The following is a 16,791-nucleotide window of genomic DNA, read 5'->3' as shown; positions in this document are numbered from 1 at the left end:
GAGGACGGTAGTGCCGGCCGCTGGCCGGCAACCTCGGGATCACGCACGGGTCCAGCCGGCCAGCGGCCGGCTCTACCAGGCCCGGGAATCGTCGTAGCTGGCGGAGGACGGTAGTGCCGGCCGCTGGCCGGCAACCTCGGAATCACACACGGGTGCAGCCGGCCAGCGGCCGGCTCTACCAGGCCTTGGGATCAACGCAGCGCCAGGTCCACGGCGATGCCGGCAAACAGCGCGGCGCCCACCCAGTTGTTGTGCAGGAACGCCTTGAAACAGGGACCGCGCTCGCGATTGCGGCAGATCCAGAACTCGTACACCACCAGCGCGGTGGCCACAGCCACGCCGGCCAGGTAGTACCCGCCCAGCCCGCCACGCACGCCGACAAGCGCCATGGTGGCCAGGAACAGCGCGTACAGCACGCCCTGGATGACCAGGTCGAGATCACCGAACAGGATCGCGGTGGAGTGCGAGCCCATCTTCAGGTCGTCCTCGCGGTCGACCATGGCGTACCAGGTGTCGTAGGCGGTGGACCACAGGATGTTGCCGGCATACAGCAGCCAGCCCAGCATCGGCACCTCGCCCTGCACGGCGGCGAACGCCATCGGGATGCCCCAGCCGAACGACATGCCCAGGTAGACCTGCGGCAAGTGCGTGTAGCGCTTCAGGTACGGATAGCTGGCGGCCAGGAACACGCCGATGAAGCTCAGGCCGATGGTCAGCCCGTTCAGGGTCAGCACCAGCCCGAACGCCACCAGCATCAGCACGGCAAACAGCGCCAGCGCGGCACGGCCGCTGATAGCGCCGGTGGCCAGCGGGCGCGCCTTGGTGCGCTCCACGTGCGGGTCAAGCCAGCGGTCGGCGTAGTCATTGATGACGCAACCGGCCGAGCGGGTCAGCCACACGCCGGCGGTGAACACGAACAGCGTCCACAGCGGCGGCAGGCCGCCTGCGGCCAGCCACAACGCCCACCAGGTGGGCCACAGCAGCAGCAACGTGCCGATCGGGCGATCAGCGCGCATCAGACTCCAGTAATGCCGCCAACGCGGCGTCGCCGGCGACTGCGGCGAAGTGAGGGGGGTATCAGCCATGGCGATAGGATACTCCTGCCCCTACGGCAGGGCTTTGCCGGTGGGGGGAGATTTGTTCGGCGAAACTGGATAGAATGCCCGTCCCGCACCGCCTCATGGCGCTGCGATGCCCGCCCCGGCACTGGCCGACGGCGCGGCGGTTCTACAACGCGCCCGTAGCTCAGCCGGATAGAGTAGTGGCTTCCGAAGCCATTGGTCGGGGGTTCGAATCCCTCCGGGCGCGCCATCTTCTGGTCGGCTTCGGCCTGCCACTCACCCGGCAGATTCGCCCGCGCATGTCTCCGTTCTCAGTTTATGAGTCCCGCAGGGCGCAGAATGTGACTCTGTACTCCAGCTCCATTCCGATTGAGTAGACTCGGCGCATGGGTATCGCCTTGCCAGCACAGGACAGCCTCGGCGTCGGTCTCTATTCCTATGCCGATGCCGCGCGCTTCATTGGCGGCAGCTCGTCGGAACTGCGCCGGTGGCTGAAGGGCTACCATGGCCGGAAGCACGGGAAGCCGGAAGCCCACCCTCCCCTGTGGAAGTCGCAATGGGCTGATTCAGAGATCGACGGCATTGGCTTTCGCGATCTGATCGAGCTGCGCTTCGTCCGCACATTCGTCGCATGTGGCGTGCCCCTCAACCTGGTGCGGCGAACCATTGTCGAGCTGAACGAGCGGCTCGGTAAGGAGTACCCCTTCACCAGCACGAGCTTCAAGACCGATGGGCGCCGCATTTTCATGGAGCTCGTGGGCGACAGCGGCGATGCCGCACTGGTGGATGTGGTGAAGCGCCAGGACGTGATGCGCAAGGTCATCGCACCTTCGCTGCGTGACGGCATCGAACTGGGCATCGATGATCGTGCCGAACGATGGTTCCCACTGAAGGGATCCCGCGCGGTGGTATTTGATCCACAGCGCAGTTTTGGTCAGCCCATCCTTGCCGAATCGGGCGTTCCTACCATCGCCATTGTCGAGGCGCTGCGCGCCGAAGGTGGCGACGAGCGTCGCGTGGCCAGGCTGTATGACCTACCTCTGACTGCAGTGAAGAAAGCACTGCAGTTCGAGAATCGAGCCGCGCCTTGAAGGCGCAGATCGATGAGAATCTTCCGCCCGCGCTGGCCCGGGCCATCGACGCCATTGCAGGAACGGACGAACACGAAGTCTTCCACGTAAGGGAGTTCGTGATGCCCGGTACTACTGACCTGGAGCTCTTCGACGCGGCCACCCAGCGTGGCATCCGCGTACACGTTACCCAGGATCATCATCATCGCAAGCCCGCAGAGCGCGAGGCGATCGCACGCCTCGGCCTGACCGTATTCGTTCTGGCCAAGGGCTGGAGCACCTTCAACCACTACGAGCGCGCAGCGCGGCTTCTGGAGTGGTGGCCCAAGATGATGCAGCAAGCCGAACTCGTGCAACCTGGTGCAATGTTCCGCGTACCGCATGCCAGGGCGTCCGGGGGACGGCTGACGCAGATCAAGATGTCGCGGTAACCGCTTCGCGCGTCAACCCTCTTCATCCGTGAAACCATGCTGTGCACGCAGCATCGGGTCGGTCTCGATCATGAACACATGGAACAGGTGTTTATGGTCCCGCGGCCAGCTCCCCTGCAACAGACGCCACGACGCCACATCCACGCGCGGCAGCTTCCGTTCCAAGTAGTAAACACGGCTGCCATCGCCCGAGAAGTGTCCGCCCAGCAAACGCCAGCGCGCGTGATCCACGCCGGGCAGAGGCTTCCCGTCGCAATAGACGCTGTTGTCGTCAACGGCGTACAGCGGATCCTGCGGGATTGTCTGCAGCAGATCGCCGCGCAGGCAGTGCTTCATGCGTCGGCCGCAGTGCCAGCCGCCGTGATCGTCGGCACCGTAGCCGCCGCCCATACTGCGGAAGGTGGCGCAGTTGGCTTCGGCCAAGGCTTTCAGCGAAGTCCCGCATTCGAAGTAGACATTGCGCTTGTCCAGCCAGTAATCACCGCACTGGCGGAAGCTGTCGCGGTCAATCGCGGGTGGAAAGACAGCCAAGCGTGGTTTCGGCTCTATGGATGCCAATGCACCAAGCAGAAACGCCGGGCATCGCCCGGCATTTCAGTCACAGCATGGAAGGGATGAACCTCAGTACTTGCCGTCAAACGCGAAGATCGGCTTGCGCGTCTTCCACGCACCAGCAGTAAAGTCCGGGAACTCCAGCGTCTGGAAACCGTTGGCGATCGACTGCTCACTCAGTGGTGTGATCGCACTCCAGGTCACCGCATCGTAGATGTCGATCGGCATCGGTGCCTTGGCCTTCAGCGCTTCAACAAACGCATGGATGACGAACCAGTCCATGCCGCCGTGGCCGGCGCTGGCGGCGGTGTCGGCATTCTGCTTCCACAGCGGGTGCTCGTACTGGTCCTGGTACTTCTTGAACTCTTCCCACTGGTGCGGCGGGCTGCGGCCTTCGATGTGGATCGAATGGTTCACGTCCATCCACAGGCCCTTGGTGCCCTGCACGCGGAAGCCCATCGAGTACGGGCGCGGCAGCGAGGTGTCGTGCTGCAGCAGGATGGTTTCGCCGTTCTCGCACGCCAGCGTGGTGGTCACGATGTCGCCGAGCTTGAACTTTACCTGGGTGCTGGGGTGGGTGGTGCCGCCACTCTTGGCCACGGTGTATTCGTGCAGGCCGCGTGCCTTGGTCGCGAAGGCATTGATGTGGGTGAAGCGGTTGCCACGGTTGATGCCGGTGTACATCGCGCACGGGCCGATGCCGTGGCTGGGATACAGCTCGCCGTTGCGCTGCACCGAATGCTCGGTGCGCCAGCGTGCTTCGCTCCAGCCCTTGGGCCCGAATTCCACGCCGCTGTCGTAGGGCTGGTTCGGGTCACCGGAATTGAACTTCACGCCGCGCAGGTCGTGCTGGTAGCCGGCCTGCAGATGCACCAGCTCGCCGAACAGGCCCTGGCGCACCATCTGCAACGCCGCCATCACGTCGCGGCGGTAGCAGACGTTCTCCAGCAGCATGTACGGGGTGCCGGTGCTCAACTGGGTCTTCAGCACGTCCCAGTGGTCCTGCAGGGTGATGCCGGCCACCACTTCGCAGCCCACGGCTACGCCGGCCTGCATCGCGGCTATCGCCATCGGTGCGTGGTATTCCCACGGCGTAGCGATGATCACGCCATCGATGCCCTTCTGTTCCAGCAGGCGCTTCCAGGCATGGGTATCACGATCCTGGCCATAGGTCTTCGGCGCCGGCTTGCCCGCCTTGGCCACCATCTCTGTGGCACGGCCGAGCATGATCGGCTCGATATCGCAGAGGGCGACCACTTCGACGTCGTCGCGGCGCACCAGCTCCTTCAGCAGCACCAGCCCGCGCATGCCGGTGCCGATCATGGCCAGGCGCACCTTGCGTCCGCGTGCCCAGGCCGGGCTCTGCGGCAGCAGGCTGCTGGCGGCGACAGCGGCGCTGGCCGCGATGAATTCCCTACGCTTCATGGCAGACATCTCTCCTCTTGGCAGCGTGCCGGCCACAGCCGGCACGCCAGGTCACGCAAACGGAATTACTTGAACCGGTAGCCGATGGTCACACTGTAACCACGGCCGAAGATGGTTGCGTAGTCACTGGAGTCACCCAGGAAGCTGTTCGGATCGTAGAACGGCAGGCGGTTGAACAGGTTCTTGACGGTGAAGCTCAGGTTCCAGGCATCATCCGGGCGCCAGGTGACGCTCATGTTGGCGGTCCACCACGACGGTGCACCATCGCACTTGCTCTTCTGCAGGGCCAGGTAGCCGCCGGTGCAGGTTTCCTTGTTGTTGCTCTCTTCGTCGATCTGGTCGGTGGCCCACTTGGTGCCGCCGACGTAGTTGACGAACATGCTGGTGGTCACCTGCTTGTAGGTCCAGTCGGCATTGAGCGTGGCGCGCAGGCGCGGGTTGTTGTAGTAGCCCACCACGTCGCCGTAGTACCAGCCGTTCTCCGCGTCCATGTAGAAGCGGTTGCGGTTGGCGATGGTGGCCGCCAGGCCGATGTTCAGGTTGCCCCAGTCGCCCAGCGAGAAGCGGCTGCGTGCGTCGATGTCGAAGCCGTCGATCAGGGTCTTGCCACGGTTCTTGTACTGGCCCACCACGCTGGCCACGTTGCCGGCCGAATAACCCGGCAGCACCGACGGGCAGCTCACGCCGCTGGCCGGATCGGCGCACATGGCCGCCAGCTGCGCCAGATTGGCACGGTCGCTGTCGGTGATCGGCGAGCGCGACATCGAGATGATGTCTTCCATGCGGCGATAGTCCGGCGCGACGATTTCATTGTTGCGGTAGATGAACCAGTAGTCGGCCGACACCGACAGCCAGCTGGCCGGCTCGTAGACGAAGCCGAGGGTGGCGATCTTCGCCTTCTCCGGCTTCAGGTCCTTGTTCGGCTGGGTCATGCGCGCCACGGTACGGCTGCAATCGACGTTCAGCAGGGTCTTGCCGAGATCGACGTCGCCCGGCCGCTGCGACTTCAGCAGCAGGTTGGCGATGGCATTGGTCTCGCCGCAGCGCAGTTCGTCACGGAAGCCACCGAGCTGTGCGAACACGCCGCCATTGCCGGACTCGGCCAGGCTCGGTGCGCGGAAGCCGGTGGAATAGGTGCCGCGCAGCATCAGCTGGTCGAACGCCTGGTACTTGAAGCCGATCTTCGGCGCGACGTTGGCGCTGAAGTTCGGGTACTTGTCCACGCGGACCGCCGCATCCAGTTCCAGCTTGTCGGTGATCGGTGCCACGGTCTCGGCGAACAGCGCGTAGGTGTTGCGCTTGCCATCGAACCACGAGCCACCCTGCTGGGTGATCAGGCCGTTGGCCGCGTCGGCATTGCCCGGGGTGTAGAAGGTCTCACGGCTGGCATTGAAGCCGAACGCGGCGCGCATCTCGCCGGCCGGCAGCTGGAACAGCGGGCCTTCGATCTTGCCATCCAGGGTATGCAGGCGGGTCCACGACTGGATGTCGAAGGTCGGGAACGCTTCACGGATCAGCGCGGCGTTGGCTTCACTGATCTCGCCGAACTTGTACGCCGGATGATCGGAGATGATCACCCGACCGGTGCCCGGATCGATCGTGTATGGGCCGAAGGCCTTCTCGAAGCCCTTGGTGTTGACGTTGATCGTCTGGTAGGTGGTGGAGTGCGTACCAGCGCTGGCGAATGCGGTCTCCCAGTTCCAGTCACCCACATTGCCACGTGCGCCCGCCAGTACCCGGTAGCTCTTGTCAGTGTTGCGCTGGCCGAAGTAGTTCGGGCCGGCATCCTGCAGCAGGTAGTTCAGGCCGACCACCCCGCCCATCATTGCCTTCAGCTGCGGGCTGGCGTGGTTGTATTCGTTGTTGGGGCCCAGGAACGGGTACAGGAACTGATTGACGGTGTTGCCGGTATTGCGCGAGAACCAGCTGGTCGGGTTGCCGGTGGTGGTGCCGTAGGTGCGCGGCGTACCGCCGTTGGCGCGCAGATCGATGTCGGTGTAGGTGGCCTCGGCAAAGATCTCGGTGTTGTCGCCGACCAGGAACGTGCCGTTGAGGTAGGCGGTGTTGCGCTCGGACTTGGCGCCGGCATCGATCTCGTTGTTCATCCAGGTTTCCCAGACGCAACGCGGGCCGGCCGCTTCACTGGTCAGCACGTTCCTGCAGCCCGGTGCAGCTTCCTGCACGCGGCGGCCGGTGACCGGATCGAACGCGAAGTAGGTACCCGGGTTGAACTCGCCCGGCTTGCTGCCCACGCCCAGGCGCAGGTTGTTGAGGTAGTTCGGGTTGTTGACGTAGTACTGGTCGGGCCGCTTGTCGTAGAAGTCGCTGAGCGGAATCGCGTCGCGGCGGTACATGTTCACCGCGCCGTAGATGTTGAAGCGGCTCTCGGCCAGGTCACCGAAGCCGGCGGTGATGCTGGCCTGGCGCTCGCCGTAGGAGTCGATGCGCGAGGACGTATCGTTGGTGAAGCTGACCTCGGCACCCTGGAAGTTGCGCTTGGTGATCACGTTGATCACGCCGGCCACCGCGTCGGTGCCGTACACCGCCGAGGCGCCGTCGGTCAGCACTTCCATGCGCTCGATGGCGGCGGCGGGGATCGCATCGATGTTGACGAACTGGGTCTGGAAGCCAGCGGGTGCGCCGTAGTACGACAGGCGACGACCGTTCAGCAGGACCAGCGTGCCCTGCGCGCCGAGGCCACGCAGGTTGGCCTGCGAGGCACCGTCGGAACCGGTGAACAGCGACCGCGCATCCTGCTGCGCCGGGCGTGCGGCCGGCAGGTTGTCGAGCACCTGCAGCAGCGTGCGCGCGCCCATGTTCTGGATGTCCTGCTTGCTGATCACCTGCACCGGCGAGGCGGTTTCAACGTCGGTGCGGCGGATGTTGGAGCCGGTGACCTCGATGCGGGCCAGGTCAGTGGCCTTGTCCTTGCTCTCCTGGGCGAAGGCAGGAACGGCAACCGACAGCAGCACGCCGGCGATGGCCAGCGACAGCGGAGCGATCGAACGACAGGGGGGGCGGTGGTGGCGGGCGGGCAACATCGGGGTTCTCTCCTGGCAGGGGTGCAGCGCGATAAGTGAGCGCGTGGGCGTTCGGCGGGCAAAACGCTCCCGGGCCACGGCCACCAGGGCCATGGTCGGAATGGGCGGGGGGAGGAGCGGTGTTACGAGGGGGTCATGGGGCGACGATGCTGGCGGAGTCGCCCTCCTGGCCGATCAGTACGGCGTTGGCCCAGTTGGCGCAGACCTGGGCGGGTTGGCTGCCCTGCGCACCCAGCGTGCGCAGGCTCAGGGTGGAAAGGCCACGGATGTCCAGCTCCGGCTTGACCACGCCGGGCGCCTTCACCAGGCCGCTGTCGTACAGCAGGCGGTTGTCGCCCCAGACCTGGAACTGCAGGCCACCGGCGTTGCGGCAGGCGTCATCGATACCGAGATCGGCGCGCAGCAGGTGCCAGCCGCCCTGCAGGCGCAGGTCGATCCGGCTGTTGGCGCCAACACCCAGGCCCCGGCGGAACTGCAGGCCGTTCATGCGCATGCCGGCGTCGCCACGGAACGACTGGTCGGCGCGCAGCTGGCTGGCCAGCGCGGCCGGCACCGGCAGCTCGGAGAGATAGCGCTGCCGGGCCGGTCGTTCTGGTTCCTGGTGTTCGAGGATGTGGAAAGTGGACAGCGCGATCGGGCCGACGTCGCGCGGCTGCAGTGCATCGAACGCGCGGGCGCTGCCCTGGGCGGCGGTGACCATCGGGTCGGTGCTGCTGGCGCCGTCGCCTTCCGGGTTCTGCACGCTCAGTACGCGGAAGCGCAGCAGGCGGCCGGCATGCGCCGGGAAGTCGATGCGCTGCACGCCCTCCTTCAACTCCAGGCGGCCGCGGGCGATCGGCTCGCCCCACTCACCGTTGCTGTCGCCCAGGTACACCTCATAGTCGCGTACCTGGCCATGCTTCCAGTTCTTGTCGTTGCGTGGCGCGATGTCGATGCCATCGATCATCTTCCGCTCACCGAAGCCGATCACCCACTCGTGGGCGCCGGTGCGCACGGCCTGGTTGCGCACACTACGGAACCAGGTGGCCGGATCGTCGTCGAAGGCGTTCTCCAGTGCGTGGCCGGGCTCTTCGGTCGGGCGGTTGACCACCAGCAGGCTGTCGGCCGGCAGTTCGCGGCCCAGCACCGGTGCGGCCGGGTAGGCATCATCGGCGGCCGCTGCCGCCACCGCGAAGTCCAGCTGCAGCTGCAGCGGCTGGCGGATGTCCTGGGTGGCGGTACGCACATGCAGCGTGCCACGGCGCTCCTTGGCATCGAAGTACCAGCCTTCGCTGGCGTTGTTGAACGCTGCCGCATCGGCCAGCGCCGGCAGCACGCGGCCACCGGCCTGCACCGCACGTGGTGCCTGCCGGCTGAGTACGCGCAGGCCGTAGCGGCGCTGGGCCAGCTGGCCGTTGTACTGGCCCTGCACCGGATCGATCTGCACCTGCACCGGCCCACTGCCCTGCGCCGGCGCCTGCACGCGGATCTGCTGCGTGCTCGACTCACCCTGCTGGTAGCGGCGCGTGTTGCCATCGTCTTCGTACAACGTGTACTGCGAGTCACCCTGCGGGTACAGGTCGAAGGTCACTTCATCCAGCGGCTTTTCGCCATCGAACAGCATCGACGGGTACATCGGCAGGATCGCACCGGCACGCACGAACACCGGCAGCGTGGCCAGGTCCACCTGGCGGTCCAGCTGGCGGCCGTCGGCACCGGCCAGCACGCGACGGCCATCCCAGTAGTCGATCCAGCCGCCGGCCGGCAGGTGGATGTCGCGGCGCCAGCCACGGCTGGCCGCATGGCTGCGGTACACCGGCGCCACCAGCAGGTCGCGGCCGAGCAGGAACTGGTATTTGTAGGTCTCATCCTGCGCATGCGGATCGCGCGGGTGGTCCCACATCAGGCCACGCACCGGCGGTGCACCGGTCTGCGCGGCCTCGTGCACCAGCCCATACATGTATGGCGTCAGGCGCATCTTCAGCTTCAGGTAGTCGCGGTTGATGCTGCGGTAGGGCTCGTCATACCACCAGGGGTGCTTGCGCGCGTTCGACGACCAGCCGCTCATGCCCATCAGCACCGGGGTGAACGCCTTCCACTGCAGGTCGCGGGTGAAGGTCTCGGCGCTGCCGCCGAAGATCGCATCGACGTCGCCGCTGGCGTAGGCCATGCCGGACAGGCCCGAACCGACCAGGGTCGGCACGTGCCAGCGGATGTAGTCCCAGCTGCTGCTCTGGTCACCGGTCCACGCTACGGCGTAGCGCTGGATGCCGGCCCAACCCATCACCGTCCACAGGAACGGACGCGAATCGGAATTGTCGAGGATGCCGTTGAAGGCCTGGCGGTTGGCGTCCATCGCGAACTGGTAACCCTTGCCGGTCCAGGCCACGTCCAGCTTCTGCACGCGGCTGCCGGCCTTGCCCACTTCCCAGGCGATCTTGTCGACGCCGTTCTCGGTCCACAGGCCAGTGCGGAAACCGTAGCCGGCCAGCCCCTTCACCGTTTCCGGCAACTGCTTGTAGCCGCAGCCGTAGCCATCGTTGGGCAGGATCCAGCCACCGGGCATGTCGTGGGCGCGGTACTGCTTGGCCACGCTGTCGATCACATCGGGCGTGGTGCCGGTCGGGCCGTCGCTCCAGCCTTCGGGCACGGTGCCGGGCTTCTTGCTGTTGTCGCCGTCGTTGTAGCAATCGGCATCGCCGTAGGACAGCGCCCAGCGCGCGACCATGTTCGGGCGGCCGGTCAGCTGGGTATAGCGTTCGATCAGCTTGGGCAGGTCCGCGCCGACGAAGTAGTAGGCATCGAAGCGGTCTTCGCGATGCAGCAGCGTGGCCTGGTCGCTCTGGCGCAGGTCGTAGCTGCCATCGCTCCAGGTATTGCGCAGCATGCCCCAGCCACGGCTGCTGAGCAGCATCGGCGCCGGGCTCGGCCGATCACCTTCTTCCCAGCCACCGGAATAGGACACGTCCAGCTCGCGGCCCTTGAACTGGTAACGGCCGTTCTGCTGGCCACCACCGAAGTAGCCCTCATCGGCCTGCGAAGACAGCACCTGCACGCTCTGCGTGGTATCCAGGTCCAGCGGCTGCAGTTCCTGCCACAGCGCGGTGGGCTGGCCGTTGTCCAGTCGTTCCAGGCGCAGGCGCAGCGGCTGCCGCTGTACGTGCAGCACCAGCGCGTCGGTGCGCACGCGGATTTCCTGCGCGTCTTCTTCCAGCTGTGCCTGCACGTTCGCCTTGGGCTGTGGCAGCACGATCGGTGCGGCCTTGTCGCCGGCGCCGGTCAGCGTGCCGTTGCGGCCGGCCTGCACGCGGATGATGTCGGTGGCCGGCAGTTCGATGCGGATCCGCGCGCCCTTGTCGGTCTGCAGGTCCCAGCCCTGCACGCCGTCGCGGCTGTCGCTGGCGCTGACCGAACGCAGGTTGCCGACCGGCTCGGCCCGGGACGGCATGGACGCCAGCATCAGTGCCGGCAACAGGGCCAGCATCAGCGGCGAGCGACGAACGCAGTTTTCCACGCGGACTCCCAACCCGTTCACCGGGCGTTTCGAAAGCGGTTGGGCCGACTCTAGGGCAGCTATTCGAAAGATGTCAACAAATTGAAAGGAAAAAGGAAGATATATTCCAGTGAAACGAAAGTTGTTGCGTTGCAGTACTTTGTGTAAGCGCTTGCAGGCGCCTGTTAAGCATTGTGCGATACGGCATTCCGCCCACCCTTTCGTTTTCCTGCGGTCCGTGCGCCGGGAAAAGTCGCCCACCCGTTTTCTTTCTTTTTACTTTCGATGTTTGACATTTCGAAAGAAAACGCAGATGGTGCGCTGGCCTAACTGGAACCTCCGAATGGACGCCACCCTGCTTTCCGATGTCCCCGCCTGGCAGCGCCTGGGCGGAGCCGATACCGCTACCGAAATCGCCCAGCAGCCTGCGCTGTGGGAAACCCTTGCGCTGGACCTGTCGCGTGCCCGCGACCGCCTGCAGGCCTTCCTTGGCGACAGCCTCAACGACCCCAACCAGCGCGTGCTGTTCACCGGCGCCGGCAGCTCCGGCTTCATCGCCGAGATGGTGGCCGATGCGATCAACGCGCAGTGGCCAGCCGAGGTGCGCGTGGTGCACACCACCAGCGTGCTGACCCACCCGGCGCTGTACCTGCAGCGCGACCGCCCGACCCTGCTGGTCTCGTTCGGCCGCAGCGGTTCCAGCCCGGAAAGCGTGGCAGCGGTGGATCGCGTGCGCAGCGACGTGGATGACGCGCGCTTCCTCGACATCACCTGCAACGCCGATGGCGAACTGGCCCGCCGTGGCGCCGGTCGTGCCGATACCTGCACCCTGCTGATGCCGTCGGCCAGCTGCGACCGCGCGTTCGCCATGACCAGCAGCCTCACCTGCATGCTGCTGGCCGCACTGACGGTGTTCGATCGCTCTCCGTGGGATGCGCGCGTGGCGCGCCTGAAGCAGATCGCCGCGCTGGCCCGCGAAGGCCAGGCACAGTGGGATGCACCGGTGGCCGCGCTGGCGCAGCGCCCGTTCAACCGTGTGATCTACCTCGGCAGTGGGCCGCTGGAAGCTCTGGCGCGCGAGTGCGCGCTGAAGGTGCTGGAACTGACCGCCGGGCGCGTGCTGGCACTGGCCAACACACCGCTGGGCTTCCGCCATGGCCCCAAGTCGACGCTGGATGGCAACACCCTGGTGGTGGTGCTGCGCAGCGTGCAGCCACTGGCGCGCCGCTACGAGCAGGACCTGCTGGAAGAGCTGCGCCGCGACGGCGTAGCGGGCCAGGTGCTGGCGATCGGCCCGCATTCGGACATCGGCGCCGACGACGACTACACCCTCAGCGTGCCGCCGCTGGACGATCCGTGGCTGGCGCCGCTGTGGCTGGGCTTTGCGCAGCTGTTCGCACTGCAGCGCTCGGCCGCGCTGGGACTGACCCCGGACAACCCGTTCCCGGACGGCACCGTCAACCGCGTCGTCAAGGGCGTCACCATCCACCATGGCTGAGCTGATCGCCCACGCCTGCTATGGCATCGACATCGGCGGCACCAAGATCGAGCTGGTGGCATGCGATGCGGCGATGCAGGTCACCTGGCGTCGCCGCGTCGGTACGCCGCAAGGGGAATACGAAGGCTTCCTGCAGGCGGTGGTGGCGCTGGTCGCCGAGGCGGATGCTGCCCTCGGCCGCAGCGATGCGGCCATCGGCATCGCCCTGCCCGGCGTGCGCGACCGCCGCAGTGGCCGCCAGCTCAGCGCGAACGTGCCCGCACTGACCGGGCAATGCGTGGCGCAGGATCTGCAGGCGCGGCTGCAACGCCCGCTGCATTTCGGCAACGACCTGCAGTGCTTTGCCTTGTCTGAAGCGCACGGCGGCGCGGCTGACGGTTACCCCAGCATGTTCGGCGCCATCCTCGGCACCGGTGCCGGTGGCGGCTTCTGCCTGCAGGGCCGGCTGCTGTCCGGCTTCAACGGCCTGGCCGGCGAATGGGGCCACTGGAGCGTGCCCGGCCACCTGCTGCAGCGCCACGGCCTGCCGCTGCTGGACTGCGGTTGCGGCCTGCAGGGCTGCGTGGAGCGCTATGTCTCCGGCAGTGGCGTAGCAATGATCGAACGCCATCTCGGTGGCAGCGCCGCCAACGCCAGCGCGGTGATTGCCCTGGCCGAGGCCGGCGATGCGCGCGCGCGCAAGGCGCTGGACATCCATCGTGACCTGCTCGGCCACAGCCTGGCCGCGCTGGTGCTGGCGCTGGACCCGCATGTGATCGTGCTCGGCGGTGGCCTTTCGCAGTACGCGCCGCTGTACCAGCAGCTGCCGGCGGCCATCGCGGCCCATCTGTTCCATGGCGTGCAGGTACCACCGATCGTGCCGCCGCGTTTCGGCGATGCCGGTGGCGCACGCGGTGCCGCGCTGCTCGCCTGCCAACCCTCGTTTTCCTGATGTCCGGAGCCTGACCATGTCCCCGCTGCAGACCCTGCTTGCCTCCCACCGCGCCGGCGCCAACGTCGGCCTGTACAGCGTCTGCTGCAGCAACGAGCAGGTGCTGCGCGCCGCCATGCACGTGGCGCTGGCCCATGGCACCGTGCTGCTGATCGAGGCCACCTCCAACCAGGTCGACCAGTTCGGCGGCTACACCGGCATGACCCCGCCGCAGTACCGCGATTACGTCGGCGCCCTGGCCGATGAAGAAGGCTTCCCGCGCGAGCGGCTGATCCTGGGCGGCGACCATCTCGGCCCGAATGCCTGGCAGAAGCGCCCGGCTGCCGAAGCGATGACCCACGCCCGCGTGCTGATCGAAGCCTACGTCGCCGCCGGTTTCCACAAGATCCACCTGGACTGCAGCATGTCCTGCGCCGATGACCCGGTGCCGCTGCCCGATGCCGTCGTCGCCGCGCGCTCGGCCGAACTAGCCGAGATTGCCGAACGCACCGCCGCCGAACACGGCCTGCCGCCGCCGGTCTACGTAATCGGTACCGAGGTGCCGATTCCCGGGGGTGAAGCCTCGCTGGCCGAGGGCCTGCAGGTGACCACGCCGGCCGCCGCCGCGCAGACCCTGGCCATCCACCAGCAGGCGTTCGATACGCCACAGCTGCGCGATGCATGGCAGCGCGTGATCGCGATGGTGGTGCAACCGGGCGTGGACTTCGACCACAGCAGCGTGCACGAGTACAACCCGGAGGCCGCCCATGCGCTGGCCGACTTCCTCGAGCGGCAGCCGCGCATCGTGTTCGAAGCGCACTCCACCGACTACCAGCGCGAAAGCGGCCTGCACGCCCTGGTGCGCGACCACTTCGCCATCCTCAAGGTCGGCCCGGCGGCCACCTTCGCCTATCGCGAAGCGCTGTTCGCGCTGGCTGCGATCGAGGCCGAACTGCTGCCGGCTGCACAATGCTCGCGCCTGCCGCAGGTGCTGGACGCGGTGATGGTGGCGCAGCCGAAGTACTGGCAGTCCTACTACCACGGCGATGACGCCACACTGCGCCTGCTGCGCAGCTACTCCTTCAGCGACCGCTGCCGTTACTACTGGGGCGAGCCGGCGCTGGTGCAGGCGGTGCAGACCCTGTTCGCCAACCTGGAACAGCACGCGCCGCCGCTGGTGCTGCTCAGCCAGTACCTGCCGGAGCAGTACCGCGCCGTGCGCGAGGGCACGCTGGCCAACACCCCCACCGCACTGGTCCAGCACCGCATCGGCCTGTGCCTGGGCGAATATGCCCGCGCCTGCAGCGGCAACCGCGCCGGTACCCGCAGGCACGACGCAGCTTCGGCTGCCGGCGTTCCTGCGAACGGCTAATCTCTACCTTTCCCCGCGAAACCGAGAATGGCCATGCGCAACACCCGCTCCCGCCGGCAACAGATCCTGCAGCTGCTGATCGAGCACGGCTCGGTGCAGGTGGCCGATCTGGTCGAGCGCTTCGGCGTGTCGGCGGTGACCATCCGTGCCGATCTGACCCACTTCGAGTCGCAGGGCCTGGCCAACCGTACCCACGGTGGTGCCACGCTGGTGCGCACCCCGCCGCAGGAGCAGGACATCCACGAGAAGGATGCGCTGAACCTGCCACTGAAGGAGTCCATCGGCGCCTGTGCGGCGCGCCTGGTGCAGCCGGGCGACAACATCATCATCGACTCGGGCTCGACCACGATGACGCTGGCCCGCCACCTGCGCGCGCATCGCGACGTGACGGTGATGACCAATGGCCTGAACATCGCCTGGGAACTGGCCAACGCGCCGGGCATCAACGTGCTGCTGACCGGCGGCCTGCTGCGCCAGCAATCGCTCTCGTTGCAGGGCAGCCAGGCCGAAGCCAGCCTCAACTCGTACAGCTTCGACACCCTGTTCCTGGGCGTGGATGGCCTGGACCTGCAGTTCGGGCTGACCACCCATGACGAAGCCGAAGCCCGCCTCAACCACCGCATGGTCGAGCGCGCGCGCCGCATCGTGGTGCTGACCGACGCCTCCAAGTTCGGCCGCGTCAGCCTGCACCGCATCGCCCGCCTGGACCAGATCCACGCCATCATCACCGACGCCGGCATCGACGACGCAACCCGCGAGGGACTGCAGCGGCTGGGCATCGACGTGATCATCGCCGAGCCTCCCGCATGACCGATACCCGTTCCCTGCACGGCCGCATCCTCACCCCACTGGGTTGGCGGCGCGGCCACGTCCATTTTGATTCGCATGTGCGCCAGCTGCAGGTGGATGACCACAGCGGCGCTGATGACCTGCAGCTGCCGGTGATCCTGCCCGGCTTCATCGACCTGCATGTGCACGGTGCGGCCGGCGTGGACCTGATGCAGGGCGGCGACGTGGCGCGCACCATCGCCCGCACCCATCTGCGCTTCGGCACCACCACGCTGCTGGCCACCACCATGACCGCCGGCCTGGACGAGATCGCGCACGCGCTGCAGGGTGTGGCCGCCGCCATGGCCGCGCCCGACGCCGACGCGGCGTGCATCGCCGGCGTGCATCTGGAAGGCCCCTTCATCAGCCCGCAGCGATTGGGCGCGCAACCCAATCGCACCCTCGAGGCGACGCTGGCACTGGTACAGCAGCTGCACGCGCTGGCGCCGATCCGGGTGATGACACTGGCGCCGGAAATCGGCGAGCACACCGCGCTGATTCCCGCACTGTCGGCACTGGGCATCCGCGTGCAGCTCGGCCACAGTGCGGGCACTTACGAAGAGGGCGTGGCTGCCCTGCAAGCGGGTGCCTCCGGCTTCACCCACCTGTTCAACGGCATGACCGGCGTCGATCACTATCGCCCAGGCATCGCTGCGGCCGCGCTGGCGCATGCGCAGTACGCCGAGATCATTCCCGACCTGCAGCACATCCACCCCGGCGTGATCCGCCTGGCTGCGCGCGCGATCCCGCGCCTGTACGCGGTGACCGATGCCACTGCCGCCACCGGCATGCCCGATGGCGAGTACGCACTGGGCGAGCAGCGCGTGCACAAGTGTGGCGGTTGCGTGCGCCTGGCCACCGGCTCGCTGGCCGGCAGCGCGCTGACCATGGACCAGGCACTGCGCAACCTGGTGCGCGTCGGCCTGGACCTGGCCGATGCCTCGCAGCGGGTTTCCACCTTCCCGGCCGACTACCTGGGCCTGGGCGATCGCGGCCGCATCGCGCCCGACGCCCGCGCCGACCTGGTGGTGCTGGACGCCGAGCTGCGCCTGCAGCAGGTGGTGGTCGGTGGGCGGGTAGTCGATCTGAACGCCGCAGACGCTTGATGGCTGCGTTCTTGTAGAGCCGAGC

At 66.9% G+C, this 16,791-nt stretch carries 12 protein-coding genes and 1 tRNA gene; 8 read left to right on the top strand and 5 right to left on the bottom strand.

Annotation, left to right across the window (positions count from 1 at the left end; translation table 11 throughout):
* Positions 1 to 191: 191 nt before the first annotated feature.
* Positions 192 to 1,085 (bottom strand): 4-hydroxybenzoate octaprenyltransferase, encoded by an 894-nt coding sequence (ubiA, locus tag AC5P9C_RS11665; RefSeq protein WP_005411493.1) that lies wholly within the window; start codon positions 1,083 to 1,085, stop codon positions 192 to 194.
* A 149-nt stretch (positions 1,086 to 1,234) separates the two neighbouring features.
* Here ubiA and AC5P9C_RS11660 point away from each other — a divergent pair.
* The 3 genes from AC5P9C_RS11660 to AC5P9C_RS11650 all read left to right on the top strand — a co-directional run bounded on the left by AC5P9C_RS11660 (position 1,235) and on the right by AC5P9C_RS11650 (position 2,562).
* Positions 1,235 to 1,311 (top strand) — tRNA-Arg (locus AC5P9C_RS11660).
* A gap of 136 nt (positions 1,312 to 1,447) precedes the next feature.
* Positions 1,448 to 2,152, top strand: coding sequence for a DUF433 domain-containing protein (locus tag AC5P9C_RS11655; RefSeq protein WP_049468866.1), 705 nt, complete (start codon positions 1,448 to 1,450; stop codon positions 2,150 to 2,152).
* Complete coding sequence (locus AC5P9C_RS11650; RefSeq protein WP_049468865.1) at positions 2,149 to 2,562, top strand: DUF5615 family PIN-like protein; 414 nt, start codon at positions 2,149 to 2,151, stop codon at positions 2,560 to 2,562. The genes AC5P9C_RS11655 and AC5P9C_RS11650 overlap by 4 nt, the downstream gene beginning before the upstream one ends.
* A gap of 12 nt (positions 2,563 to 2,574) precedes the next feature.
* Here AC5P9C_RS11650 and AC5P9C_RS11645 read toward each other — a convergent pair whose 3' ends face one another.
* The 4 genes from AC5P9C_RS11645 to AC5P9C_RS11630 all read right to left on the bottom strand — a co-directional run bounded on the left by AC5P9C_RS11645 (position 2,575) and on the right by AC5P9C_RS11630 (position 11,073).
* Complete coding sequence (locus AC5P9C_RS11645; protein WP_053091675.1) at positions 2,575 to 3,093, bottom strand: DKNYY domain-containing protein; 519 nt, start codon at positions 3,091 to 3,093, stop codon at positions 2,575 to 2,577.
* Between the two features lie 90 nt (positions 3,094 to 3,183).
* The gene (locus tag AC5P9C_RS11640; protein ID WP_103282153.1) at positions 3,184 to 4,539 is read right to left on the bottom strand and encodes a Gfo/Idh/MocA family protein; all 1,356 of its coding nucleotides are present in this window, start codon (positions 4,537 to 4,539) and stop codon (positions 3,184 to 3,186) included.
* A gap of 65 nt (positions 4,540 to 4,604) precedes the next feature.
* A complete protein-coding gene (locus tag AC5P9C_RS11635) occupies positions 4,605 to 7,580 on the bottom strand; it encodes a TonB-dependent receptor (RefSeq protein WP_414615031.1) in 2,976 nt (991 codons plus the stop codon).
* A gap of 133 nt (positions 7,581 to 7,713) precedes the next feature.
* Positions 7,714 to 11,073: a TIM-barrel domain-containing protein gene (locus AC5P9C_RS11630; RefSeq protein WP_343542436.1), complete on the bottom strand. Its 3,360-nt coding sequence runs from the start codon at positions 11,071 to 11,073 to the stop codon at positions 7,714 to 7,716.
* A 322-nt stretch (positions 11,074 to 11,395) separates the two neighbouring features.
* Between AC5P9C_RS11630 and AC5P9C_RS11625 the strand changes: the two genes are divergently transcribed.
* The 5 genes from AC5P9C_RS11625 to AC5P9C_RS11605 are packed head-to-tail and all read left to right on the top strand — an operon-like array spanning position 11,396 to position 16,766.
* Complete coding sequence (locus AC5P9C_RS11625; RefSeq protein WP_343542438.1) at positions 11,396 to 12,550, top strand: SIS domain-containing protein; 1,155 nt, start codon at positions 11,396 to 11,398, stop codon at positions 12,548 to 12,550.
* Positions 12,543 to 13,481 carry an ROK family protein gene (locus AC5P9C_RS11620; RefSeq protein ID WP_343542440.1) on the top strand — a complete coding sequence of 313 codons (939 nt, stop codon included), beginning with the start codon at positions 12,543 to 12,545 and terminating at the stop codon, positions 13,479 to 13,481. Before AC5P9C_RS11625 ends, AC5P9C_RS11620 begins: the two co-directional genes overlap by 8 nt.
* Positions 13,482 to 13,497: 16 nt before the next feature.
* Entirely contained in the window at positions 13,498 to 14,832 is a 1,335-nt protein-coding gene (locus tag AC5P9C_RS11615; protein WP_154331350.1) for a D-tagatose-bisphosphate aldolase, class II, non-catalytic subunit, read from the top strand.
* A 33-nt stretch (positions 14,833 to 14,865) separates the two neighbouring features.
* Positions 14,866 to 15,642: a DeoR family transcriptional regulator gene (locus AC5P9C_RS11610; RefSeq protein ID WP_049468965.1), complete on the top strand. Its 777-nt coding sequence runs from the start codon at positions 14,866 to 14,868 to the stop codon at positions 15,640 to 15,642.
* Positions 15,639 to 16,766 carry an N-acetylglucosamine-6-phosphate deacetylase gene (locus AC5P9C_RS11605; protein WP_343540760.1) on the top strand — a complete coding sequence of 376 codons (1,128 nt, stop codon included), beginning with the start codon at positions 15,639 to 15,641 and terminating at the stop codon, positions 16,764 to 16,766. Before AC5P9C_RS11610 ends, AC5P9C_RS11605 begins: the two co-directional genes overlap by 4 nt.
* Positions 16,767 to 16,791: the final 25 nt, after the last annotated feature.

The sequence above is a fragment of the Stenotrophomonas sp. YJH_SMC_10 genome, from assembly GCF_059371555.1.
This window is presented reverse-complemented; position numbering and strand designations above follow the sequence as displayed.